Source organism: Polyangium sorediatum, from assembly GCF_029946465.1.
Classification (GTDB): Bacteria; Myxococcota_A; Polyangia; order Polyangiales; family Polyangiaceae; genus Polyangium; species Polyangium fumosum.
In genome coordinates this window covers 95,321-114,447 of record NZ_JARZHI010000015.1, presented here as the reverse complement: position 1 = coordinate 114,447, position 19,127 = coordinate 95,321, and the positions used below count along the sequence as shown (strand labels likewise).

15 protein-coding genes are annotated in these 19,127 nt (G+C 68.0%); 5 read left to right on the top strand and 10 right to left on the bottom strand.

The annotated features are described in order from the left end of the window. Positions 1-154 precede the first annotated feature (154 nt). Positions 155-1,540 carry a cystathionine beta-synthase gene (locus QHF89_RS19015; RefSeq protein WP_136928911.1) on the top strand — a complete coding sequence of 462 codons (1,386 nt, stop codon included), beginning with the start codon at positions 155-157 and terminating at the stop codon, positions 1,538-1,540. Positions 1,541-1,603: 63 nt separating this feature from the next. Here QHF89_RS19015 and QHF89_RS19010 read toward each other — a convergent pair whose 3' ends face one another. The 3 genes from QHF89_RS19010 to QHF89_RS19000 form a co-directional block, all read right to left on the bottom strand. Continuing rightward, positions 1,604-2,311 (bottom strand): glutathione S-transferase N-terminal domain-containing protein, encoded by a 708-nt coding sequence (locus QHF89_RS19010; RefSeq protein ID WP_136928912.1) that lies wholly within the window; start codon positions 2,309-2,311, stop codon positions 1,604-1,606. An 83-nt stretch (positions 2,312-2,394) separates the two neighbouring features. Next, positions 2,395-3,258: a hypothetical protein gene (locus QHF89_RS19005; RefSeq protein WP_284720675.1), complete on the bottom strand. Its 864-nt coding sequence runs from the start codon at positions 3,256-3,258 to the stop codon at positions 2,395-2,397. Between the two features lie 30 nt (positions 3,259-3,288). Further along, a complete protein-coding gene (locus QHF89_RS19000; protein WP_136928913.1) occupies positions 3,289-3,678 on the bottom strand; it encodes a hypothetical protein in 390 nt (129 codons plus the stop codon). 374 nt (positions 3,679-4,052) lie between these two features. Here QHF89_RS19000 and QHF89_RS18995 point away from each other — a divergent pair, with 374 nt between their 5' ends. Then, entirely contained in the window at positions 4,053-7,286 is a 3,234-nt protein-coding gene (locus QHF89_RS18995) for a protein kinase domain-containing protein (RefSeq protein WP_136969046.1), read from the top strand. A gap of 6 nt (positions 7,287-7,292) precedes the next feature. Next, positions 7,293-8,282 (top strand): zinc-dependent alcohol dehydrogenase family protein, encoded by a 990-nt coding sequence (locus QHF89_RS18990; RefSeq protein WP_136928915.1) that lies wholly within the window; start codon positions 7,293-7,295, stop codon positions 8,280-8,282. On the opposite strand, the gene pgeF is transcribed toward QHF89_RS18990, so the two are convergent. Further along, complete coding sequence (pgeF, locus tag QHF89_RS18985; protein WP_136969105.1) at positions 8,283-9,059, bottom strand: peptidoglycan editing factor PgeF; 777 nt, start codon at positions 9,057-9,059, stop codon at positions 8,283-8,285. Between the two features lie 193 nt (positions 9,060-9,252). Here pgeF and QHF89_RS18980 point away from each other — a divergent pair, with 193 nt between their 5' ends. After that, positions 9,253-10,620 (top strand): serine/threonine-protein kinase, encoded by a 1,368-nt coding sequence (locus tag QHF89_RS18980; protein ID WP_136928916.1) that lies wholly within the window; start codon positions 9,253-9,255, stop codon positions 10,618-10,620. Positions 10,621-10,662: 42 nt separating this feature from the next. Continuing rightward, positions 10,663-13,302: a penicillin-binding protein 1A gene (locus QHF89_RS18975; RefSeq protein ID WP_136969047.1), complete on the top strand. Its 2,640-nt coding sequence runs from the start codon at positions 10,663-10,665 to the stop codon at positions 13,300-13,302. 21 nt (positions 13,303-13,323) lie between these two features. On the opposite strand, the gene QHF89_RS18970 is transcribed toward QHF89_RS18975, so the two are convergent. The 6 genes from QHF89_RS18970 to QHF89_RS18945 form a co-directional block, all read right to left on the bottom strand. After that, complete coding sequence (locus QHF89_RS18970) at positions 13,324-13,935, bottom strand: L-threonylcarbamoyladenylate synthase (protein ID WP_284720674.1); 612 nt, start codon at positions 13,933-13,935, stop codon at positions 13,324-13,326. Between the two features lie 84 nt (positions 13,936-14,019). Continuing rightward, on the bottom strand, positions 14,020-14,955 hold the full coding sequence (gene atpG, locus QHF89_RS18965; protein WP_136969048.1) for an ATP synthase F1 subunit gamma: 936 nt from the start codon (positions 14,953-14,955) through the stop codon (positions 14,020-14,022). Positions 14,956-14,958: 3 nt separating this feature from the next. After that, positions 14,959-16,743 carry a F0F1 ATP synthase subunit alpha gene (gene atpA, locus QHF89_RS18960; protein WP_136928919.1) on the bottom strand — a complete coding sequence of 595 codons (1,785 nt, stop codon included), beginning with the start codon at positions 16,741-16,743 and terminating at the stop codon, positions 14,959-14,961. A 79-nt stretch (positions 16,744-16,822) separates the two neighbouring features. Then, complete coding sequence (atpH, locus tag QHF89_RS18955) at positions 16,823-17,365, bottom strand: ATP synthase F1 subunit delta (protein ID WP_136928920.1); 543 nt, start codon at positions 17,363-17,365, stop codon at positions 16,823-16,825. After that, positions 17,362-18,336, bottom strand: a complete 975-nt coding sequence (locus tag QHF89_RS18950) for a F0F1 ATP synthase subunit B (protein ID WP_284720673.1) — start codon at positions 18,334-18,336, stop codon at positions 17,362-17,364. The genes atpH and QHF89_RS18950 overlap by 4 nt, the downstream gene beginning before the upstream one ends. Beyond that, positions 18,333-18,875 (bottom strand): F0F1 ATP synthase subunit B, encoded by a 543-nt coding sequence (locus tag QHF89_RS18945; protein WP_136928921.1) that lies wholly within the window; start codon positions 18,873-18,875, stop codon positions 18,333-18,335. The genes QHF89_RS18950 and QHF89_RS18945 overlap by 4 nt, the downstream gene beginning before the upstream one ends. Between the last annotated feature and the right edge of the window lie 252 nt (positions 18,876-19,127).

Sequence of the window (19,127 nt, the reverse complement as noted above, 5' to 3'; positions counted from 1 at the left end):
GCGCCCCGCGACCACCCTTCGAGGGTAAGACGTTTTGCAGGCGATCGCGGCACTTTTTCCGGTCCGTCCGCACGCGCACACCGGGCCTCCGGCGCGCGCGGGTGTGCCTGACAAAGCTTGTGTCGGTTCTCGTGGCCTACTAGAAACGTCCCCCATGATGCGAGGCGCCCTGAGTGACATCACGAAGGCCGTCGGTCGGACTCCCGTCGTCAAGCTGAACAAGGTGACCGAGGGGATCGCGAGCGACATCTACGTCAAGTGCGAGTACCTGAACCCCGGCGGCAGCCACAAGGACAGGGTCGCCATCAACATGATCCGGGACGCCGAGGCGGCCGGTCTCAAGCCGGGCGGCACGATCGTCGAGGCGACGAGCGGCAACACCGGCGCGGCGCTCGCGATGAACGCGGCCGTCAAAGGCTACAAGTGCGTCTTCGTGATGCCCGACAAGATGTCGCAGGAGAAGGTCGACACCTTGCGCGCGTTCGGGGCGAAGGTCGTCGTTTGTCCCACGGCCGTCGAGCCCGATGATCCGCGCAGCTACTACCAGGTCGCCAAGCGCATCGCGGAGGAGACACCGAACTGCTTCTACGCGAACCAGTACCACAACCCCTCGAACCCGGGCGCGCACTACCTCTCGACGGGCCCCGAGATCTGGGAGCAGGTCGGCGAGGACCTCGACGTGTTCGTCGCGGGCATGGGCACGGGCGGCACGATCAGCGGCACGGGCAAGTACCTCCGCGAGAAGAAGGCCTCGATCAAGCTCGTCGGCGTCGATCCCGTGGGCTCGCTTTATTACGACTTCGTAAAGACGGGCCGCATCACGAAGCCCTTCAGCTACAAGGTCGAGGGCATCGGCGAGGACTTCTTCCCGAGCACGATGAACCTGGAGATCCTCGACGAGGTCATCCGCGTCGACGACAAGGAGTGTTTCCTCATGACGCGTGATCTCGTGCGTCTGGAGGGCCTGTTCGTCGGCGGATCCGGGGGCGCGGCCGTCGCGGGCGCGATCAAGTACGCGCGGCAGAGCGGGCGGAAGGAGAACATCCTGATCCTGCTGCCCGACGCGGCCTCGAAGTACCTCGGCAAGATCTTCAACGACAACTGGATGCGCTCGAACGGCTTCCTCGAAGAAGAGAAGAGCCTCGGCACAGTGCGTGATCTGCTCGCGGGCAAACCCCTCGGCGAGGTCGTCTCCGCGCGGCCGCAGGACCGGGTCGGCGAGGTCATCAGCAAGCTGAAGACCCACGGGATCAGCCAGATCCCCATCGTCGACGAGGGCAAGCTCTGCGGGCTCGTGCACGAGGTCGACCTGCTCCGTCACCTCGTCGGCGGCAAGGGCAGCCTCGACTCGCACATCAAGGAGCTCATCGAGAGCGAGTACGCGACGGTCACCGTCGACACGAAGGTCGAGCTCTTGAAGGGCGTGCTGAACGACGCGCGCGTCGCCATCGTCACCGACGGCACGAAGGTCGTCGGCATCATCTCGAAGATCGATCTGATCGACTACCTGGCGAAGCGCGCGGCCGAGCCCGCGGTCTGAGCCTCACCCACGATAGCCCTCCCTCTCCACGCGCCGGAGAGGGAGGGAGCACGGGACATCCTCTCAGCGGCCGCGCACCGTGGCGGCCGATTGTCCGAACAGAAGCTTTTTCGCCTCGTCGTCCATCGTCTGGCTCGGGTTCTGCACGAGCTCGCGGCCGACGTCGCGGCCGCGGTTGACCGCCGGGCGGGCCTCAATCGCGTCGAACCAGCGCTTCAAGTGCGGGAAATCATCGAGGTTTTGCCCCTGCGCCTTCCACGGCACGACCCACGGCCAGGCGGCCATGTCCGCGATCGAATAGTCGCCCGCGAGGTAGTCACGATCCGAGAGGCGTTTGTCCATGACGCCGTAGAGGCGGTTCACCTCCCGGGTATATCGATCGATCGCGTACTCGATCTTCTCGGGCGCATACATGCGGAAATGGTGAGCCTGGCCGGCCATGGGGCCGAGCCCGCCCATTTGCCAGAAGAGCCATTGCAATGTCTCGGCCCGGCCGCGCGCGTCCTTCGGCAGGAAGCGGCCGGTCTTCTCGGCGAGGTAGACCAGAATGGCGCCCGATTCGAAGACGCTGATCGGCGCGCCGCCGCCCTCGGGGTCGTGATCGACGATGGCGGGCATCCGGTTGTTCGGGCTGATCGCCAGGAACTCGGGCTTGAACTGGTCGCCGCGGCCGATGTTCACCGGGACGACCCGGTACGGGAGCCCCACCTCTTCGAGCAGGATCGTGACTTTGCGGCCGTTCGGCGTGGGCCAAAAATGAAGATCGATCATCGTGCCTCCTCGGGCGCCGCGGGCCGGCGCGAGGACATCTTACCCCCGCCGAGGGACGATGCACGGAGCCGGGCGTCCGGAGCTCAAAACTCACCCATGAATCCGAGCGCCGGATAGACGATGAAGCTATTGTGGTCGAGGTCGCGCACGGGCTTGGCGAGCACCTCCAAGGTGCCGCTCGAGATGAGCTGCACCAGCGTGAGCTCGAAACCGAAAAATACGTGCTTGTAGCCGACGGCCACGCCGCCCTGTCCGCCCACGTAAAACGCATTTCCGCCGAACGACGCGAGCTCCGTGCGGCCCGCGATCGCCTTCGAGACGACCTCCGGGATCGCGAGCTTCAGCGACGTGCCGAAATGCGTGTACATGAACCGCGGCCCGCCCCAGAGCCGATACCAGCTCCCGTGCGTGCCGAATGCGATCGGAATGTCGACCTGATACCGCGAAAAATCCTCGAGCTCGATGATCTGGAGCGTGTCTCCGAGCGGTAAAGGCAAGACGTAATAGCCGAGCCCTAGGCCGACCGTGGCGTCGACGCCGTGCCGCTCCTTGTTCAAGAATTGATACCGGCCGCCCAGGCGAATGGAGCTCGTGGCGAAGCGGAGCGAGATTTCGAGGTTGTCGACGGCCGTATAACCGACGCCGATGTGCGGCGTCACGGAAGGCGGGTTCAGGAAGAGACCGCCGGCCGCAGCGTAAATCTGATCGACTTCCGCCTGGGTGAGCTCGCGATCGTCGGCGGCATCGACGAGCACCGTGGCGACGTCGATGACGTCCGAAATCGGGCCTGTCGGCACCGAGACGTCCATCCCGATCTCCGCCTGCACGTGGCCTTTGGGCGCCACGTGCGCCGGCTGCATGCTGGAGAGCGCAGGCGCGCAGCCGGCAGCGAGAAAGGAGGCGAGAAGCGCACAAAAAGGCGTCGAGGTCGAGCGGAGGACAAGCACGACCCCGAAGGTATCAGGAAGGCAGCGAAGTCAGGAAGACGCGACGACCGGCGGGCTCGCCCCGAAGAGCGGCGCGAAGATTCGCGAGAGCGCGGCGCTCGCGTCCTCGAGCGACGGAGGCATCTTGCCCACCGCCGAGAGCCGAAGGATGCGGCCATGGACCGGGACGTCGAACGAGACCATCCCCTCGCCGCGCGTGATCTCCTCGATCACGTCATCGAAATGGGGCTCACCCGTCACGACGCCAAGCGCCGCGAGCCAGTCGTGGTCGTACCCGGCCCCGGCCCCGGCCACGAGGAGCCCCTCGTCGCTCGCGAGCGCCAGGGCCTTGATCCGGTTCCGCTCGATCACGGCTTCGAGATACAGGCTGGCCGCCTCCTGGATCATCTCGCTCCGTTTCCTGCGTCGTTCCTTCGTCATGTAGGACAACCTCCCGTCGCGTACGACACGACACTACCTTGGAGGCCTCGCCGCGGCCAAAAATGGAGCGATCGATCCGGAGGGGAACGATCCGAGGGCGTCATCCGAAAAACCGGAGGGGACCTCTTCCGCGCGAGGTGGCAAGGGTCGTGACCAGGCGCGAAGAATTTGCCGACGTTCCGTAAGGCGAGCACGCGCGAAGGGGCGAACGATCCGCATGTAGAAGGCTGGTAAGCCGCAAAGAGGAAGAATACGATGCTCGGGATGTCCTTCCCCGTCCCAGCCGCGCGCGCCTCGAGGCATGCCTGCCAAGCGCACGTGTACGGGAACGAAGATGCCCGGCCAGCCGCCCGGTGTGGTGCGCGTCGCTGACTATGCTGCCGGAGAAGATCCCCGAGCTCATCGCATCTCGATATCGCGTCGTTCACCCCATTGGCGAGGGGAACATGGGGACGGTGTACCTCGTCGAGCACGTGTACACCGGCGAAGAGCTGGCGATGAAGGTGCTGCAAGCGCACGTCGGCACCAATGCGAAGCTCGTCAAGCGCTTCAAGCGCGAGGCCTGGCTGCCCGCCCGGATCCGCAGCGATCACGTGGTGCGCGTGATCGACGCCGACGTCGCCGCCGAGCTCGGCAACGCGCCGTTCCTCGTGATGGAGCTGCTCCGCGGCTCGGATCTCGAAGCCTACGTGCAACGGATGCAAAAGGTGCCCGCCGCCGAGGTCGTGGGCATCTACTGGCAGGTCGCGGACGCGCTGAGCAAGGCGCACGCGCTCGGGATCGTCCATCGCGATCTCAAGCCCGAGAACATCTTCCTGCACGAGCACTACGACGGCCGCGTGATCGTGAAGGTGCTCGATTTCGGCATCTCGAAGATGGCCGGCGACGACGGCAACATCGAAGAGGCGCGCCTGACCCGCACGGGCGCGGTGCTCGGGACGCCGCTCTACATGCCGCCCGAGCAAGCCACCGGCGACACGCCGCGTGTGGGGCCCCCGGCGGACATGTGGGCGCTCGGGCTGATCGCGTTCCGGCTGCTCACGGGGCAGGTCTACTGGAAGGCCCACACGATGGCCGAGCTGCTCGTCGAGATCCTCACGCGGCCGATGGAGGCGCCGTCGGTCCGCGACGAGAGCCTGCCGACGTCGTTCGACGCGTGGTTCTTGCGCTCGTGTGATCGGGATCCGAAAAAGCGGTTCCCGACCGTGTGGGATCAGGTCAAGGCGCTGGCGGAGAGCCTCGGGATTGGGCCGCCGGAGAAGACCGAAGCGCAGCGGACGATGCTCACGGGCCAGGCGCCGAAGGTCGAAGGTGATCCGATCCGGATGACCGAGCACGCCGAGACGTTGCGCCCGCAGGCCCTGCCGAAGACGCCGAGCAACCCGCCGCCGGCGACGATGCCCTCGGGCGCGCTCGCGCGGTCGGAGCGGGAGCGGACGCACACGCGCCCCTCGTCACGCTCGCGGCACAACATGAAGAAGGTCGCCGAGGCCGAGGCGCAGGCAAAGGCCGAAGCCGAGGCGAAGGCGCAGCCGACAGCCGCGGCGAAGGGCTCGGAGCCGATGCAGGTGGGCATCGGGACGGTGCTGCGCGCGGGCACCGACACGCTGATGCCCGAGGGCGAGCGCCGGCAGCTCACGATCGTCTCGTACGAGCTTTTGCCCTCGACGGAGAACGCCTCGAAGCTCGATCCGCAGAAGCTGCGCGAGTCGATGAAGGAGTACGAGGACGCGTTCGCGCAGGTAATGAAGGGCTACAAGGGCCAGCCCGCGCAGCCGCTCGGCGAGGGACAGATCGCGTACTTCGGCTACCCGATCGCGCGCGAGGACGATGCGCGCAGGGCCGTGAGCGCAGCGCTCGAGCTCGTGGAGACGGCGCAGAAGCTGAACAGCCGCCACGACAAACCGCTGCTCGACGTGCGGGTCGGTGTGCACACGGGCCTCGTACTGACGTGGGAGATCGTCGACGACGCGGCGACGAGCAAGCCGGCCGCGATCGCGGGCGCGACGCCGACGATGGCCTGGCGCCTGGCGAACCTCGGGCGGCGCAACACGGTGCTCATCAGCGGGACGACGTACCGGCTCGTGCGCAACTACTACCAGTGCGCGAGCCTCGGCCTGCGCACGCTGAAGGGGTACGCGCAGCCGGTCGAGACGTACCAGGTGAGCGACGAGAGCGGCGCGAAGAGCCGCATCGAAGGCATGACGACGGGCCGGCTCACGCCCATGGTCGGCCGCGATCTGGAGCTCGGCCTGATGCTCGATCGCTGGGCCCGCGTGGAAGAGGGCTCGGGGCAGTTGCTCCTGATCTCGGGCGAGGCGGGCATCGGCAAGTCGCGCCTGACGCGCGTGTTCCGCGACAGACTCGAAGCGTCGCCCCACACCTGGGTCGAGACACGTTGCCTGCAAGATCAGCGCGACCGCTCGCTCTTCCCGATCGCAGGCCTCGTGAACCAGCTCTTCGTGCTGGTCCCGCGTGACAGCCCCGAGGAGAAGATCAGCAAGATCGAGCGCGCGCTCACGCACTACGGCTATCCGCTGCCGGAGGTGATGCCGATCTTCGGCGCGCTGCTCGGCCTGCCGGTCTGGCATCGCTACCCGCCGACGGCGATGAGCACGGAGGATCAACGCACGAAGCTGCAAGAGGTGCTCTTCAGCGCGATCGACTCGCTCGCGCGGCGCCGTCCGCTCGTGATCATGTTCGCGGATCTGCACTGGGCCGATCCCGCGACGCTCGCGATCCTCGGCGACATCGTGCACGACCTGCCGACCGTGAGCGTGATGCTGCTCGGAACAGCGCGCCCCGGGTTCGTCCCGCCGTGGCCCGCGCGCTCGCACGTCAGCACCGTCACGCTGAGCCGCCTCACGCCGAAGCGCGTGAAGATGATGGTCGAGGAGATCACGAAGGGGAAAGAGCTGCCCTCGGAGGTCTTCGATCAGCTCGTCGAAAAGACGGACGGCGTGCCGCTCTTCGTCGAGGAAGTGACGAAGATGCTGCTCGAATCGGGGCTGCTCGAGGAGCGCGGCGGTCGCTTCGAGCTCACGGGTCCGCTGCCCGCGTTCGCGATCCCCGCGACGCTGCGCGACTCGCTCATGGCGCGCCTCGACCGGCTCGGCTCAGCCAAACGCGTGGCGCAGCTCGGCGCGATCCTCGGCCGCGAGTTCACCTACGACCTCATCGAGGCCGTCTCGCCGATCGATCCGGCGACGCTCCAGCGCGAGCTCGATCGGCTCGTCGAAGCGGACGTGCTCTACCAGCGCGGCCGCATTCCGCGCGCGACGTACACGTTCAAGTACGTGCTCGTGCAGGACACGGCGTACGAGTCGTTGCTCCACAACACGCGCCAGGCCTACCACCGCAAGATCGCGCAGGTGCTCCTGCAGCGCTCGATGGCGGCCTCGCAGCTCGGCGACGCGAAGGGAAACCGTGATCCGAGCGCGAGCGGCAACCAGCCGTCGCAAGCGGGGAGCGGCGAGAAAAAGGTTCCCTCGGACGACCCTCGGCCGCCTCAAAAAGACGTGAAGGAAGTGCTACGCGGGCTCATGAAGGACAAACCCGAGGAGAGCCCGCTCGGCAACGTGAAGGACCTGAAGAAGCGTCCCTTTTAGCGAGACATGAAGGCAATTCGAGTCGATGCGTTCGGGCCCCCGGCCGAGGCGGTCCGTTTCCTCGAGGTGCCCGAGCCGGAATCGCCGCGCGAGGGCGAGATCACGGTCTCGGTCGAGGCGACGCCGATCAACCCGTCGGACCTCTTGATCCTGTCAGGCATCTACGGCGCGTTGCCGCGGCTGCCCACCGTGCCCGGGAAAGAAGGCGTGGGCCGCGTGATCGACGTGGGCCCAGGCGTGCGCGGGATCGAGCGTGGCATGCGCGTGCTCTTGCCGATCGGCGCGGGTGCGTGGCGCGAGCGGGTGAAGGTCCTCGCCGAGGACGTGATCCCCGCGCCGGAAGGCGTGCCGGCCGCGCAGCTCGCGATGGCGACGTTGAACCCGCTCGCTGCGCATTTCCTGCTGACGGCGCTCGTGAACCTCGGTCCCGGCGACTTCCTCGTACAGAACGCGGCGAGCTCCGCGATCGGCCGGTGGATCGTCACGCTCGCAAAGGAGCGCGGCATCAAGACGGTGAACGTGGTGCGGCGCGCGTCGCAGGTGAACGCACTGCGCGAGCTCGGCGCGAACGTGGTGCTCGTCGACGGCGCAGAGCTCGGCAAGCGCATCACGGCAGCGACGCGCGGCGCGTCGATCAAGCTCGGGCTCGACGCGGTCGCGGGCGGCGCGACGACACGCATCGCGGGTTGTCTCGGCCGCGGCGGCACGGTCGTGAGTTACGGGATGCTGAGCGGACAGCCGGGGCACATCGCGACGAACGACCTCGTGTTCCGCGACATCCATCTGCGTGGCTTCTGGCTCGCCTCGCACCTCGCGACGATCCCGAAGGAGGAGCTGCGCGAGCTGTGGAAGCGGCTCGCAGGCCTCGTCGCGAGCAGCGCCGTCGCCGTGCCGGTGGAGGCGACGTACACGCTCGATCGGATCAAGGAAGCCGTGACGCACGCCGAGCGCGAAGGCCGCAGCGGCAAGATCGTCCTCGTCCCGCAGGGCGGCTGATCAGGCGCGCGCGACGATCGCGGAGAGGAGCCGTCCGCTCTTCGCAGCGTCGCGCCGATACGAGAACCAGCGCTCGGCGTCGCACACGGTGCAGCCGCGGACATCGTCGATGCGCGCGGGCTCGACGCCCGCGGCCGTGAGCTGCGCGCGGACGATGCGGCGAAGATCGACGTGCACGCGCGCACGGCTGCGATCGACGACGTCGTCACCTGCGTTCGACGCGCCGAGGAGCGAGGCCGCGACGTCGTCGCCGACTTCGAAGCAACAGGACTCGATGTGCGGGCCGATCGCCGCGACGATGCTCGGCGAAGGCGCGAGGGTGCGAAGGACGGCGACGCCTGCGGTGGTCGCGTTCGCCACGGTGCCGCGCCAGCCGCTGTGCACGGCGACGACGGCGCCGCTCTTTCGATCGGCGAGCAAGACGGGCACGCAGTCGGCCGAACGCACGCCGCACGCGACGCCGTGCGTGCGCGAGGCGGTGATGTCGCCGTGGCGCTTCACGACCTCGTCGCGGTCTTCGGTGCCGTCGAGGATGTGCGCGTCGGTCCCGTGAACCTGGCTGAGGATGTAGAGGCGCGGCAGGGGCACACCCAGGGCCGCGGCGCAACGACGAATGTTCTCCTGCACGGCGGCCGGGTCGTCCCCGGTGGCGGCGGCGGCCACGTTGAGGGAGTCCCACGGGGGAAGGCTGACCCCGCCCGAGCGCGTGAAGAACGCGTGGCGAAAGCCCTCGGCGTCGAGAAGTGCCGAGAAAACAGGGCTCGGCGCGCCCGCCAGGGGGGGCCCGGAGGGGGGGGCGTCGAGGGGGCTGCCGAGGGCTTCGACTGGGGGGTTACCGGAATCCCGGGTTGGCGTGGGGCGTTGGGACGCCTGCTCTCCATTCGGGCTTTTCACGGATCTTCCTCGCCGGACGTGAGGCTGTCATGGACGAGCGAGGCCGGCGAGGTGATATTTTCCCGCTGAAGCTCCGATGCGCCCGCAAGACCCGAACATCGGCCGAGACATTCTGGGCGGTCAGTTCCAGATCCTGCAGAAGATCGGCTCGGGCGGGATGGGATCCGTCTACAAGGCCGCGCAACCGGCGATGAACCGGATGGTGGCCGTGAAGATCCTCCATCCGAAGCTCGCGAACCGCAAAGACCTCGTCTCGAGGTTCCGCCGCGAGGCGCGCGCGATGAGCCACCTGACGCACCCGAACACGGTGAAGGTGTTGCTCTACGGCGAGCTCGAGGACGGCTCGCTCTACATCGTGATGGAGTACCTGGAGGGGAAAAACCTCAACCAGATCGTCCGCAAAGAAGGGCCGATGGGCCTCGACCGCGCGATCCCGGTGCTCATCCAGGTCTGCGGCGCGCTGCAAGAGGCGCACTCGCAAGGCATCGTCCATCGCGACCTGAAGCCCGAGAACATCTTTTTGTCCACCAACGGAGGTCTGCGCGACTTCCCGAAGGTGCTCGACTTCGGCCTCGCGAAGGTCACCGAGCGCGAGCTGCGTCCAGGCTCCGTGATGCTCACGCAAGAGGGCATGGTCTTCGGGACGCCGGAGTTCATGTCGCCCGAGCAAGCCCAGGGCAAACCGCTCGACGCGCGCAGCGACATCTACTCGCTCGCGGTGATCCTCTACGAGATGCTCACCGGCAAGCTGCCGTTCGACGCGCGCACGCCGATGGAGTTCATCCAGCACCACGTGACGAAGCCGCCGCTCGCGCTGGAGACGCGCGTGCCGGGAAAGACCTTCCCGCAAGGGCTCGGCGCGGTGATCGCGAAGGCGCTCGAGAAACGGCCGGAGGATCGATACACGACGGCCGCGGACTTCGCCGACGCGCTGAAGCCGTACGCGCCGGGCGGAGGCAAGGGTTTCTCCGGGCTCTTCCCCGCGAGCAGCATGGAGGTGCTCGAGAAGGCGTCGCGCTCGCACGCCGAGCTCGCGCACGTGCCGGAGCAGAAGCCGGAGTCGCAGCGGCAGCCCCCGCCCGCGCCCGCGCCCACACCCGCGTCGTCGCGGCAGGGAGGAGGCGCGTCCGCGCCGGCGGCGATGGATGGCGCGCCCTCGAACCGCAAGCCGAACGGCGCGAATCCGATGACGAGCACGGGCAACCCGCTCTCGTCGCCAAGGCCGATGCCATCCCCCCACGCGGTCCGGCCGCCGACGAAGTCCGGGACCAATGAGGGTCCGTCTTCGCTGCGCATCGCGCCGCCGGTGTCGAGGCCGGCGCCAGCACCTGCGCCCGTCGTCGTGAAGGGCAGCCCATCGACGCTGACGCTCGTCGGCGTGGCGGTGGGCTTCTTGATCGTCGGCGTGCTCCTCGCGGTCATCGTCCTCAAGCTGCTCCGCTAGCGGACGATCTGAAGCGCGCTCGGCGTTTCCGAGACACCCACCATGCCGGCCGATCGCCCCTCCGAAGAGCAGAACGGTAGCGACGCTCGGAAGAGCGCGCCCTCCACGCCGAACGAGGTGAAGAGCGCGCCCTCCACGCCGAACGAGACGAAGGACACGAGCGACGACGAGCGCGAGAAGCGGCGCGCCGCGCGGAGGCGCAAGCGCACGATCCAACGATGGGTGCGGCGCGCGGGGATCACGATCGTGCTGCTCGCGGCAGCGGCGATGCTCGGCGTGGCGTTGACGATCCGGCACTACGAAGCGGACCTGCCGTCGACAGAGGAGCTGAAGAGCTACCGCCCGCCGCAGGTGACGCGCGTGATGGCGCGGGACGGTCAGGTCGTGCTCGGGGAGCTCTTCGTCGAGCGGCGCACGATCGTCGACGTCGAGGCGATGCCGGATCGCGTGCGCTATGCGGTGCTCGCCGCAGAGGACGCGTCGTTCTACGAGCACAAGGGCCTCGACTATCCGGGGATGCTGCGCGCGCTCTACAAGAACCTGCGCGGCGCGAGCGCGCGGCAGGGCGCGAGCACGATCACGCAGCAGGTCGTGAAGAACGTGCTGCTCACGTCGGAGCGCACGTTCGACCGGAAGATGAAGGAGGTCATCCTCGCGCGGCGCATCGAGCAGGAGCTCACGAAGAACGAGATCCTCGGGCTCTACCTGAATCACATCTACTTCGGGCACGGGCGCTACGGGATCGAGGAGGCTTGCCGGTACTACTTCGGCAAGTCGATCCGCGACGCGACGCTCGCGCAAGCCGCGCTGCTCGCAGGGATCGTGAAGGGGCCGAGCATCTACTCGCCGCGCGTAAGCCTGGAGCGCGCGAAGAAGCGGCGCGAGTACGTGCTCGGGCAGATGCTCGCGAAGGGCTTCGCGTCGGCGGAAGAGGTGGAGCGCGCGCGCGCGGAGGAGGTGAACCTCGCGCCCGCGCAGGAGGAGATGCGCGAGCTCGCGCCCGAGGTCGTCGAGGAGGCGAAGCGCACGTTGCGCGCGCTCGTCGGTCCGGATGCGGATCGCGGCGGCTACACGATCACGACGACGATCGATCCGACGATGCAGTCGAAGGCGCGCGGCGCCGTGCGCACGAGCCTCGACGGGTACTTGAAGCGGCACAACATGCTCGCGCCGCTCGCGCCGGGGAAACGCGAGCCGCCCGCGTTCGAGGGCGCGCCAAAGCCGAGCGGTCATCGCGTGTACGCGGGCGTCGTGACGGGGCATGACGACACGAAGGGGCTTTTGTTCGTGCGCATCGGCGCGCTCGCGGGCGCGGTCGATCTGCGCGGCAAGAGCCGGTACAACCCGAAGGATCTCTTGCCGAGCCAGTTCGCGAAGGTCGGCAAGGTGGTGCGCGTGAGCCTCGTGGATCCGAAGGAGGCCGCCGCGTCGGCCGCGGATCCGCGCCAAGGCGCGCCCGAGCCAGGGACGGAGGAGCCGGCGCTGGAGCCGGCGCCGAAGGAGAAGGCGCAGCCGGCGGGGCTACGGCTGGAGCTCGGGCCGCAGTCGGCGCTCGTGGCGATCGACGTCGCGTCGCGCGAGATCGTGGCGCTCGTCGGAGGGTACGAGGGCGTGCGCGGCGGGCTCGATCGGACGCTCTCGAGGAGGCAGCCGGGCTCGACGTTCAAGGCGTTCGTCTACGCGTACGGGATCCACACGCGCAAATTCACGCCGGCCACGCTGCTGGAGACGAACCCCGCGGCACTGAAGGGCTACCAGCCGAACAACTACGACGAGAGCGAAGGGAAGACGCCGGCACGTTTGCGCGAGGCGCTCGCGCACAGCGTCAACGTCGCGGCCGTGTGGTCGATCCAGGAGCTCGGCGCGGCGCACGTGATGGCGTTCGCGCAGGACCTCGGGATCGAGTCGAAGCTCGGCGCGGATCTGTCGCTCGCGCTCGGCGCCTACGAGGTGACGCCGCGCGAGATGGCCGCGGCGTACGCGGCGTTCGCAGCCGGTGGCGAGTACAAGAAGCCGCGGCTCATCACGCGGATCACCGGGCCGAACGGGGTCGACATCCCGCTCGGATCGGAGCCGGAGCCGGAGCCGAAGCGCATGCTCACCGAGGACGAGGCGTTCCTGGTGAACAGCCTGCTCCGGACCGTGGTGGAGCGAGGCACGGCGACACGCGCGAAGGCGCTCGATCGGTGGGTCGCAGGCAAGACCGGGACGAGCAACCAGTCGAAGGACGCGTGGTTCGTCGGCTACTCGATGGACATCGCGTGCGCGGTGTGGACGGGCTTCGACGATGCCGCGCCGCTCGGCGCGGGCGAGACGGGCGCGGTCGCGTCGTTGCCTGCGTTCGTGGACTTCATGCGCGAGGCGCACGCGGGCAAACCGAAGCGCGCGCCGACGGAGCCCGCGGGCCTCGAGCACAAGCGGATCGATCCGGAGACGGGCCTGCTCGCGTACGAGGGGCAGGAGAACGCGATCGACGAGGTGTTCCTGAGGGACACCGCACCCGACGCGGGCGTCGACGCCGCGCCGGACGGTGAGGCGGACGCGGAGACGGACGAGGCAGGCGCCACGGACGAGGGCGCGGAGGCGGGCGCGGAGGAGCCGCTCCCGGTCATCCCGGTGCCGACGCTGAAGCACGAGGGGCCGCCCGGCGAGGGCGAAGGGGATCACGCCAAGGAGCCTTGAGGCTCCGGCGTTCGTTCGAGCTCAAACGAGTTCGTCGATGGGGCCTGCGCCCTCGCGCAGGATGCGCACGTCGCCTTCGCTGAGGTCGACGATGGTCGTGGGCAGGTTGCCGCCGGCACCGGCGTCGAGGACGAGCTCGAGGGCGGGGAAGCGTTCCTTGATCTCCCAGGGATCGACCATGGGATCCTCGCCGGGCGGCGCGGCGGTGGTGCTGATGATCGGGCGCCCGAGTTCACGCACGAGCGCGAGCGTGACGGGGTTCGAAGGCACGCGGATGCCCACGGTCTTCTTGTTCATCTGCACGATCTTCGGCACTTCGCGCGTCGCTTGGAGCACAAAGCAATACGGACCGGGCAGGAAGCGCTTGAGCACGCGGTAGGCGGCGTTCTCGACGACCGCATACCGCGCGATGTCCCCGAGATCCGGGCAGATGAAGGCGAGGTTCTTGTCTCGCTGCATCCCCTTGATCTGGTAGAGCGTCTCGATCGCCTGCTTGTTGAAGAGGTCGCAGCCGAGCCCGTAGACGGTGTCCGTCGGGTAGCCGATGACGCCGCCCTTCTCCAGGATCTCGACGGCGCGCCGGATCTTGCGAGGCTCGGGGTGCTCGGGGTTGATGGGAAGGAGGATGCCCACGGGTACGGCTCGGGAAGGAAGGCCTGCGGCAGTGGGGCGCGGCTCGGCTCGTCCGAGCAACGCGCCCCCGGGCGTGACGAGGACCTAGTCCTTCAGCGCCTCGCTGCCACCGATGATCTCCATGAGCTCCTTGGTGATCGCAGCCTGACGCGCGCGGTTGTACTGGAGCGTCAGGCGCTCGACCATTTCCTTCGCGTTCTTCGTGGCCGCATCCATCGCCGTGAGCTTCGCGCCGAACTCGCTCGCCATCGACTCGTAGAGCGCGCGGAGAAGCGAGATGTCGACGTACATCGGCGCGAGTACGTCGAGCAGCGCCTCGCGGTTCGGCTCGAAGATGAACTCGGTCGCCGACGTCGCCTCGGCCTGCTCCCCTTCGGCGAGCGGACGAACGGGCAAGAGCCGCTCGACCACGACCTGCTGCGTGACCGCGCTCTTGAACTCGTTGTAGATGACGTAAATGCTGTCGATCTCGCCCTTGAGGAAGGGATCGAGGATCTCCTTGCCCACGCGCTGCGCCGTTTCGAGGGCGAGCTTCTCCCATACGCCCGGGAGGTAGCCGAGGTTCGGGGCGTTGCGACGGCTCATGTAGTCCCGGCCTTTGCGGCCGATGACCTTCATGATCACCTCCTGCCCCTGCTCGACGCGGCTCTTCCACTCGCGCTCGGCGCGCTTGTTGATGTTCGTGTTGAACGCGCCGCAGAGGCCACGATCACTCGTGAGGATCAGGAGCATCACGCGGCGCTCGGGGCGCTCGACGAGCAGCGGGTGGAGCGGGCGATCGAGGACGACGTCGGCCTCCGCCGGGACGCCTTGCCCGCCGTCCTGCGCGCTCGCCGCCCGCGCCGACGCCGTGATCGCCGCGAGGACCTCCTGCGTCTTGATGGCGTAGGGGCGCAGCTCCGTGATGCGCTGCTGGGCGCGGTTGAGCCGCGCGCCAGCAACCATCTTCATCGCGCGCGTGATCTTCTGCGTCGAGCGGACGCTGGTGATGCGCTTGCGGATCGCTTTGAGCGAAGGCACGGCTTACTTCGCTTTCTTGGCGGCCTTCTTCGGGGCCGCCTTGCCATCGGCCTTCGCCTCGGCCTTCGGGGCCTCGGCCTCCTCCTCCTCGACGGCAGGCTTCGACTTGCCGCCGGGGACGAAGTTCTTCTTGAAGGACTCGATCGCCTTGTTGATCTTCTTCTTGAGCTCGTCGTCGAGCGCCTTCTTCTCGGCGATCTCCGGCAAGAGCGTCGAGTGCTTCGACTCGAAGTACTTGTAGAGCTCCTCCTCGAACTGCGCGAGCGCCTCGACCGGCAGGTCGTCGACGTAGCCGTTGATGCCGGCGTAGATGATGAGGACCTGCTTCTCGACCGAGAGCGGGACGTACTGGCCCTGCTTCAGGATCTCGACCATGCGTGCGCCGCGCTCGAGCTGCTTGCGCGTCTTCGCGTCGAGGTCGCCCGCGAACTGCGCGAACGCCGCCATGGCGCGGTACTGCGCGAGGTCGAGGCGGAGCGTGCCGGCGACGCTCTTCATCGCCTTGATCTGCGCGTTGCCGCCGACGCGGCTGACCGAGATGCCGACGTTGATGGCCGGACGAACGCCCGAGTAAAACAGGTCGGCTTCGAGGAAGATCTGACCGTCCGTGATGCTGATGACGTTCGTCGGGATGTACGCCGAGACGTCACCGGCCTGCGTCTCGATCACGGGAAGGGCCGTGAGCGAGCCGCCGGACCACTTGTCCTTGATGATCTCGTAGTCGCTGCCCATCTCCTTCAGGCTGTGGTGCGACGACTCCTTGCCCTGCTCCCCGATGTGGATCTTGCCGTCGGCGCCGCGATAGTCGCGGTCTCCGTGCGGCGGCGCCGGCGTGCCCTTCTTCACGACCCAGAAGACGTCCGCCATCTTCGCCGCGCGCTCGAGCAAGCGGGAGTGGAGGTAGAAGACGTCGCCCGGGTACGCCTCGCGGCCCGGCGGGCGGCGCAGGAGGAGCGAGAGCTGGCGGTACGCGACGGCCTGCTTCGAGAGGTCGTCGTAGATGCAGAGCGCGTGGCGGCCCGTGTCGCGGAAGAACTCGCCCATCGTCACGCCGGTGTACGGCGCGATGTACTGGAGCGGCGCCGTCTCGCTCGCGGTCGCGGCGACGACGGTCGTGTACTCCATGGCGCCGTAGCTCTCGAGCCGATCGACGACCTGGCGGACCGTGCTGAGCTTCTGGCCGATCGCCACGTAGATGCAGTGAACGCCCTTGCCCTTCTGGTTGATGATCGCGTCGACCGCGACGGCGGTCTTGCCGACCTGGCGGTCGCCGATGATGAGCTCGCGCTGACCACGGCCGATCGGGATCATGGCGTCGATCGCCTTGATGCCCGTCTGGAGCGGGTCCTTGACCGGTTGGCGCTGGATGATGCCGGGCGCCTTCACCTCGACGCGGCGGCGCTCCTTCGTCTCGATCGGGCCCTTGCCGTCGATCGGCATGCCGAGCGCGTTCACCACGCGGCCCACGACGGCCTCGCCCGCCGGCACGTCGAGGATGCGGCCCGTGCGCTTCACGGCGTCGCCTTCCTTGATGATGCTCGTGTCGCCGAAGATCGCGCAGCCAACGTTGTCGGCCTCGAGGTTCAGCACGAGACCGGCGAGCGTCTCGCCGCCCGCGCCCACGAACTCGACGAGCTCACCGGCCATCGCGCGGCTGAGCCCGTACACGCGGGCGATACCGTCGCCGACCGTGAGCACCGTGCCCACCTCGGTGACGAGCGCGGCCTTGTCGATGTTCTGGATCTGCTTCTTGATGATCTGAGAAATCTCTTCGGCTCTGAGCTGCATGGGGGAAGTCCTTGATCCTGTTTCGACCCGGCCCGTGCGAGGGGCGGTGGAAGTTTTGGGGCCTCGGGCGGCCTACCGACTAGGTGCGGAGCAGCGACTCGCGGAAGCTCTCGAGGCGGGCCTTGACGCTCCCGTCGATCACCTGGTCGCCGATGCGGGTGACGATGCCTGCGATGAGCGAGGGATCCTGCACGTGCGTGATGACGACCTTGCGGCCGGTCGATTTCTCGAGCTCGGCGCGGAGCTTCGCAAGGTAGCTCTCGCTGAGCGGACCGGCGCTCGTGACCGTCGCGCGGAGCGTGCCCGCGTCCTCGTCCACGAGCTTCTCGAGCTGACGGACCATGTCCGGCAGCGCAGAGAGGCGCCTGCGCTTGGCGAGCAGGCGCAACGTCGAGAGCGCCGTCTCCGAGAGGCTCATGCGCTGGCCGACCTCCTTGAGGAGCGCCTCACGTTGATCCTCCGCGATGAGCGGGCTCTGAAGGACCATCCGCAGCTCGTCCGACTTCTCGAAGCTCGCCGAGAAATCCGCGAGATCCCGCGCGACCACGGGCAGATTCTTGAGCTCCTTGCCGAGCTCGAAGACCGCACGCGCATACCGCCTGGCGATCGTCTCGCTGCTCATCGCGCACCTCCCGCAGGCCCGCTCGAAGCGAGCGCCTCACGCACCGAGGTCAGGTAGTCCTCACTCATCCGATCAAGGTCGGCCTGCGCCGTGCGGCTGCGGATGATCTCCTCGGCCGCCGTCGTCGCGCCCTGCACCGCGTCGCGCATGAGCTCGATCCGCGCCGTCCGCAGCTCCTGCTCGATGCGGAACTCGGCGTCGCGGCGCATGCGCGTCCGGCGCTCCTCGGCCTCGGCGAGGATGTGCTTCTTCTCGAGCTCGGCCTGCGCCGCGTACTCGGCCTTGAGCGCCGTGAGCGTCTCGGCCATCTGCTCGAACTTGCCCTCGTACTCGTCGAGCCGCTTCTGCGCCTCGTTCTTCAGGCGCGACGCGTTGTCGATCTCCGACATGATCGACTGCTTGCGCTTCACGAGCGCATCACCGATCGGCTTCTTGCCGAAGCGGTAGAGGATGAACCCGAGCACGCCGATGTTCAGGATCGCCGCGAGGAAGGGCGGAGGCTCGTTCTTCGGATCGCAGGGATCCGCGTGGTTCTCGTACCGCCAGAGGAGCTTGTTCACGAAGCCCGGCTGAACGGCCTTCTCGTTGTTCACGGAGATCATGCCGTGCCACCAGTTGATCTGGTCGAAGTGCGGCACGTCGTGCGGGCCATGGCCGGGGCAATGCCCGCCGTGCCCACCGCCATGGCCACCCGCCTCGGCGTGCGCCGGCTCGGGCGCGCGCTGCGGCTGCGACCTCTGCATGCCCGGGGGGAACCCAGGACGCCCCGGCATTCCCTGCCCCGGCATCCCTTGCCCAGGCATCGGCCGGCCCATCTGCCCCGGCGCTGGCCGCGCCTGGCCCGGCGGGACGTCGAGCGGCGGATGTCCCGCCGGCAGCCCCTGGTTCGGGTTCGTCTGCGCGAACGCCGACGCGCCCGCGAGCCCCACCGCGAGCGGGAAGGCGACCTTCGCAAGCCTTCGCGACATCATCGACCGACCTCCCGACCGAGGACCCGAGACGCGATCTCGGCGGCGAGCGCCGGCTGCGCGTCCTTCAGCTCCTTCCTCATCTGCTCGACCTCCGCGGCGATCCGCGCCTTGCCCGTCTCGAGGATGCGCGCCGCCTCGTCACGCGCCTCGCCCATGATCTTCGTCTCGAGCTCCTTGGCCTCGCGGCGCAGCTTCTCGCGCTCGAGGTTCGCCTCGCGCCGGACCTTCTCGAGCTCCGCTTCGTACTTCGTGAGCAGCTCGCCGGCCTTCGCATCCATCTTGCGCGCGTCGTCCTTCGCGCCTTCGGTGCGCTTCTCACGCTCCTCGAAGACGCGCAGCAGCGGATCGAAGAGCAAGGGCCGCAGCACGACGACGAACGTCGTGAAAAGGATGAACTGGGCGATGAACGTCGGGTCGAAATCGACGTTGATCGCCGAGGCGAAGAGCTTGGCTGAGGCGAGGTGGTTCACGGGATCCGGCGGTCTCCGGAGGGCCTCGATGTCTCGATCGGCTCGAGAGGCGGGGAGGCCACGGGTCATGGCCCTCGGTTGATCCCGAGGAGACAGCCTCCGAACGTCACGGGCCGCGCGAGAGGCAAAAAGACACCCTCTCGATGGGCGCGGGGGCAACTAGCACGTGGCGAAGGGAACGGGAAGGCCCCTTTTGTTCGCCGGAGGCAGGCCCACCAGCACGCGGCAAAAAGGGGGCAATGGACCCGGGTTCGCGCCCGCCCTTTCCCGAAAAAAGTGCGTCGTGTGCGAGGTCGGCCCTGACGGAACGCCCCGCGAACG